This is a genomic window from Candidatus Hydrogenedentota bacterium (genome assembly GCA_012523015.1).
Lineage (GTDB): Bacteria > Hydrogenedentota > Hydrogenedentia > Hydrogenedentales > CAITNO01 > JAAYBJ01.
Genome location: JAAYJI010000108.1, coordinates 1 through 4511, shown reverse-complemented (window position 1 = coordinate 4511; position 4511 = coordinate 1). Strand labels below are relative to the sequence as shown.

The 4511-nt window shown below is 47.6% G+C and carries 3 protein-coding genes; 1 reads left to right on the top strand and 2 read right to left on the bottom strand.

Going from position 1 to position 4511, the window contains the following annotated elements:
* Nucleotides 1-100, bottom strand: a 100-nt coding sequence (locus GX117_04655; protein ID NLO32633.1) for a transposase, incomplete at its 3' end; no start/stop codon positions are given.
* Between the two features lie 487 nt (nucleotides 101-587).
* On the opposite strand from GX117_04655, the gene GX117_04650 reads away from it, so the two are divergent.
* Nucleotides 588-1454 (top strand): cyclase family protein, encoded by an 867-nt coding sequence (locus GX117_04650; GenBank protein ID NLO32632.1) that lies wholly within the window; start codon nucleotides 588-590, stop codon nucleotides 1452-1454.
* Here the strand turns inward: GX117_04650 and GX117_04645 are convergent.
* Nucleotides 1411-4511 (bottom strand): YfhO family protein (locus GX117_04645; GenBank protein NLO32631.1); only part of this gene is annotated, 3101 nt, incomplete at its 5' end. The genes GX117_04650 and GX117_04645 overlap by 44 nt on opposite strands.

Below are 4511 nucleotides of genomic sequence, written 5' to 3'. Positions count from 1 at the left end.
GCTCCCGGCATATCTCCGACACGGACTTCTTTTCAACAAGGTGACTGCGTAACAGCGCCACCTTCTCCTCGGCGGTAAAATGTCTGCGGCTTTTCTTCATGACTTCTCCTTTCTAGTCTACACATTGGGACTGGTTGAGAAGTCCTATTTCTACTGAGGCGGGACACCCCGGAGCAGGCGCTTTCTTTTTGTCTCCACTCATGATTGTTCTCTTATAAAATAGTACTCAGTAGTCTCTTTTAAAAATAGTATCCTCATGAAGGCTTTGCGTTCAACCCCAAGCTAGAAGCTCGTTCTAAAATAGTCGGCCAAAAGCTCTCTAATGAGGCGCTTTTGTGAGCCTCTTGTTTCACTTATCACAGGACCGTCTGGAAATTGTATCAAAATCAGCCGCTTAGGGAAAGTAAAGGGTCAAGAAAAGAAGAGGCGGCGGCTCCTGTTTCACTGTCCCGAACAGGGTCTTACTATCTTCAGAATAGGATTTACAGTTCCCCTTTTTCTATACTATAGTCTTGCCTTCCGGGCAAAGAACAACGATGTTCCTCTTGCGGTCAATTCGTTGTCCAACAGTGTGAAGGAGTCGATTCATGGAAAAACAGTGGCGTGATATCAGCATTCCATTAAACAAGAATATGACAACATGGCCGGGAGATCCTCCCTTCTCCCTGAAACCGGCGGCACGGATTGCCCACGGTGATTCCTGTAATGTTTCCGAAATAACCTTGTCGACCCACACGGGCACCCACTGCGACGCGCCTTGGCATTTCATTGAAGAGGGAGCGACTCTTGACACCATCGACTTATCCGTATTTATGGGGGAAGCGCTCGTATTGGATTTTTCGTCCCTACCGGTGATCCGCGCCGCTGACCTGCCCCCAACACAGCTCCCGGAACGGATCCTCCTAAAAACAGCCCAATCCGACCGTCCCACCGATGCGCCTTTCGATCCAAACTTCACGGCATTGGAAGAAGATGCCGCCGCACGTCTCGTTGAAGACGGTGTCCGCTTGGTCGGTATTGATACGCTTTCCATAGCGCCGTCGGGAAAAAGCGCCCCTGTTCATCGCGCCTTGCTTCAAGCGGAAATCGTTATTATTGAAGGTTTGCGGCTTGGCGGCGTGCTGCCGGGAACCTACGAATTTCTAGCCTTACCCTTGGCCGTGGATAAAGCCGATGGCGCACCGTGCCGTGCCTTGTTGCGTCTATGCGCAGCGCTCCAAAAGTCTGGTCGATTACTTTATTGGCGGGCGGCGTTTACCGTGGTGGGCGCTGCGTGTATCGGGCATGGTCTATTTCCTCGATATGACAGGCACATGATTTCCAGATTTTATGGCGTCATATTTACCGATTTCTTCGACGCAGCCCTTATCATTATCAGTGTGGTCATCGTCACCTTCATGGCATCCCTGATTATGGGAACACACGAAGCGAGGGATAGGACTTCCCTTCCGTGATCTTCCAGACATGAAAAAAATCCCAAGCCTTAAGCGTGTAGGTAGCCTGCTGATAAAGTTCCGAAGTCAATCGTCCTGCACTATCGCCGGGAAGATTCACCGCGTACACAGTCCGATCCCAAAAGCAATTTTCAGCAACTGTACCACTACTGTAGTTTCTACCCACGAGCGCGCCGGTCAATGAGGAGCCGGCAACGTCAGCAGCAGAAAAACTTTCAAAAATGTTTCCCTGATTCATACCGACCAAGCCGCCGACGCGCGAGTCTCCTTTAACGGAGCCCATAGCATAGCATCTTTGTACTCTACCGTTCTGTATGCCAATCAGCCCGCCAATATAAGCGTTTCCTATGCTCTTGCCATTGGTGAAACACGAAAACACACTGCCATAGTTGTGTCCGACTAGACCGCCCACACTGTTCTTACCGGTAACAGAAATATCCTGTAACCCTAGATTTACTATCCGTGCATCCTTTCCCACCTCAGCGAAGAGGCCGACACCATTACTTTCAGGACGATGAATAACCAGCCCGGCGATGACATGTCCTCGACCGTCTATGTGTCCGGTAAAGGGTAAGGACGACTTTCTCCCGGCAATAGCGCCGATAGGTTCAAAGCCACGCCCCTGATCCCATGTGGCAGTAGCACGCGCATCTAAATCTGCGGACAGTATATAGGTACCGTTGAGAGGAAAATTTTTATCTCTGCCGATACGTTGGAATTGTTCGATGGAATTAATTTCAATGGCAGACGGCATGGAATCACTTTCTTTCTTGGGACGCGCCACAAATTGAGGATAAGTATTTCCCTCGTCTATCTCCCAAGTATTTGTAAAATCCCAGCCGGATTCCACATAGGGGCGCTTCGTCATCATCACGGACGTTTCATGGCCGATCCCACCTTCTGAAAGTTTTAAGCCTGTGCCGGCAATATCCCAAAAAGACGATGTTACACTCCCTCTTTGATTGCGACCGATAAGACCGCCGCAGTAGGCTTTACCCAATATTTTTCCCCCACCATAACACTCTTCAATACTACCTGTGTTCAATCCCGCTAAGGCACCCAGCCTAGAATCTCCCGCGACCGCGGTCACGGCATAACATCGCGTTACCTCTCCGGCATTGGCTCCCAGTAACCCACCGAGATAAGCCTCCCCTACAATATACCCGGAGCCGCTGCATTTCGACACGGAACCGCAATTATTGCCAATTAAACTCCCAACATTAAAATACCCGGTTACCTGAGCATCAACCAAATGTATTTCTGTTATGCTAGCGTTTTCAGCGACAACACCAAAAAGTCCGACATTGTCAGTATCAGGCAGATTAATAAACAAGTTGTGGATACAATGCCCTTGCCCGTCTAAGCTTCCGACGAAGGGCTTTTCAAGAGTGCCTATAGGTTTAAAGCCCGAACCTCCATACCATGTGACCGTTTCGAAAGCATCTATATCTCTCGTTAATAAATAATCACCATTCAACGGCAAGTCCGGCTGCAATCCGATATTCTGCAAAGTCGTGATAGACGATACCTCAATAGGTTTATTTAAAACTATTTCCTCCCTATTCTCTTTAGAACGGCTGAACAGCCTACATGGGGACTTTTTAGTCACTATTGCCCCCGCAAGAAGAGTTATTCCAATAACTAGCAGAACAAACAAAAGCAAAACAATTTTCTTTACTTTCATGATGTGTTGTCCGCTATGAAGCTCTACTTGTTCAAAGAGTGTTCCATCCTGAATGGTTTGTTTTTTTGCTCTCTTTCTGATGCAGAAAGATATCTTTTTTTTACAACTTACAATCACGATACCGATCAACACGATAAAGAGTGCCCCAAAAAAGACGAGCGATGTAATGAGTCCGATATAGAAAGACATGGGTTGGAATGTAAAGGCTACGGTATGCGTACCGGCAGGAACAACGACGGCTTTGAAAGCGTCATTTGCTTTTAAAATATTTACTTCCTCTCCGTCAATCCAAGCACGCCACCCGGAATACCAAGAATCCAAAAATGTCAAAACACGCGGCTCTGGAAGATCTTTTAACTTAACAGATACGGTATTGGCCGTATATTTTTCGATTTCAATATGTTGATTTTCATCTAACGTGTCTTTTAACACATATGCCCCGGTAAATTGAATTTTTGATGCGGACGCACTGGGATAAATCAGCGTAACCGTATTCGTACCGCAGTCAGGAAGCGGTATTTCGAGGGTTCGTTCTGCACCGTGGGTATGAATGGTACGACTGCGTTTTAACGAGTAGCTACGGCCCAATTCATCGCGGCATCGAGGGGTAAACTCCACAACGCCCGTTCCTTGATAAGAAATACACAAGGTGCTGTGCTTGAAGTTCTGCTCAAATGATGCCAAACGCAATTCTATCTTCGCCGAGCGACTATTCGCTTTGGTCGGATCCGGAACGCCCAGATCGATGCGTTCCACTTCATCGGAAACAGCACTTTCTTTTAGTGATGTACGAGAGACTTCCGGAACGGACAACTCTTCTTTATCGGCAGTCATATCATTCAAAAATACCGTTGTGGCCGCTGGGAATAAAAGTCTTTTGTCTGGCAAGATTCCAGCAACCCATTGCCGTGCAAGCCAGAAGGAGCGTTTCATGAAGAGGTTCCCACGTTGGTTCTCGGCAGTAACGTCTACAATATTTAGGTAACCACGATAGAAATTTTCATAGCCTAGTCGGCAAAGCGTTTCTCTAGTCTTCCCGACATAAAGTGGATTGTAACCGGCCATCGTAAAATCAAGCGTAAACATGTTCCAGTTAGGGCGAACAGTGGCATTACGTCGGTTCAGGGTTGAAATATCCCTGTGTTCAGTAAAAGTGCTCGTATCCATTTTCAGAGTAACACGCTTTGAGACATAAGCAGGTAAAATTTGACTGCTCCAGAGGAGAATCTCCATGACGACAAGAATTGCGATTATCCAACGCCCCGGCGCAGCTCGCGGCAGCCATGAAAAAAGACATACCGCCACCAAGGTGACTAGAGGCACTGCCCAAACAAAACGCCATTCTTGCTGAAGAACGTCTTCTTGAAGCCAAT

What these genes read in the sequence shown, in the direction of transcription:
- GX117_04650 (NLO32632.1), top strand. Translation starts at nt 588, where the DNA reads ATGGAAAAACAGTGGCGTGATATCAGCATTCCATTAAACAAGAATATG.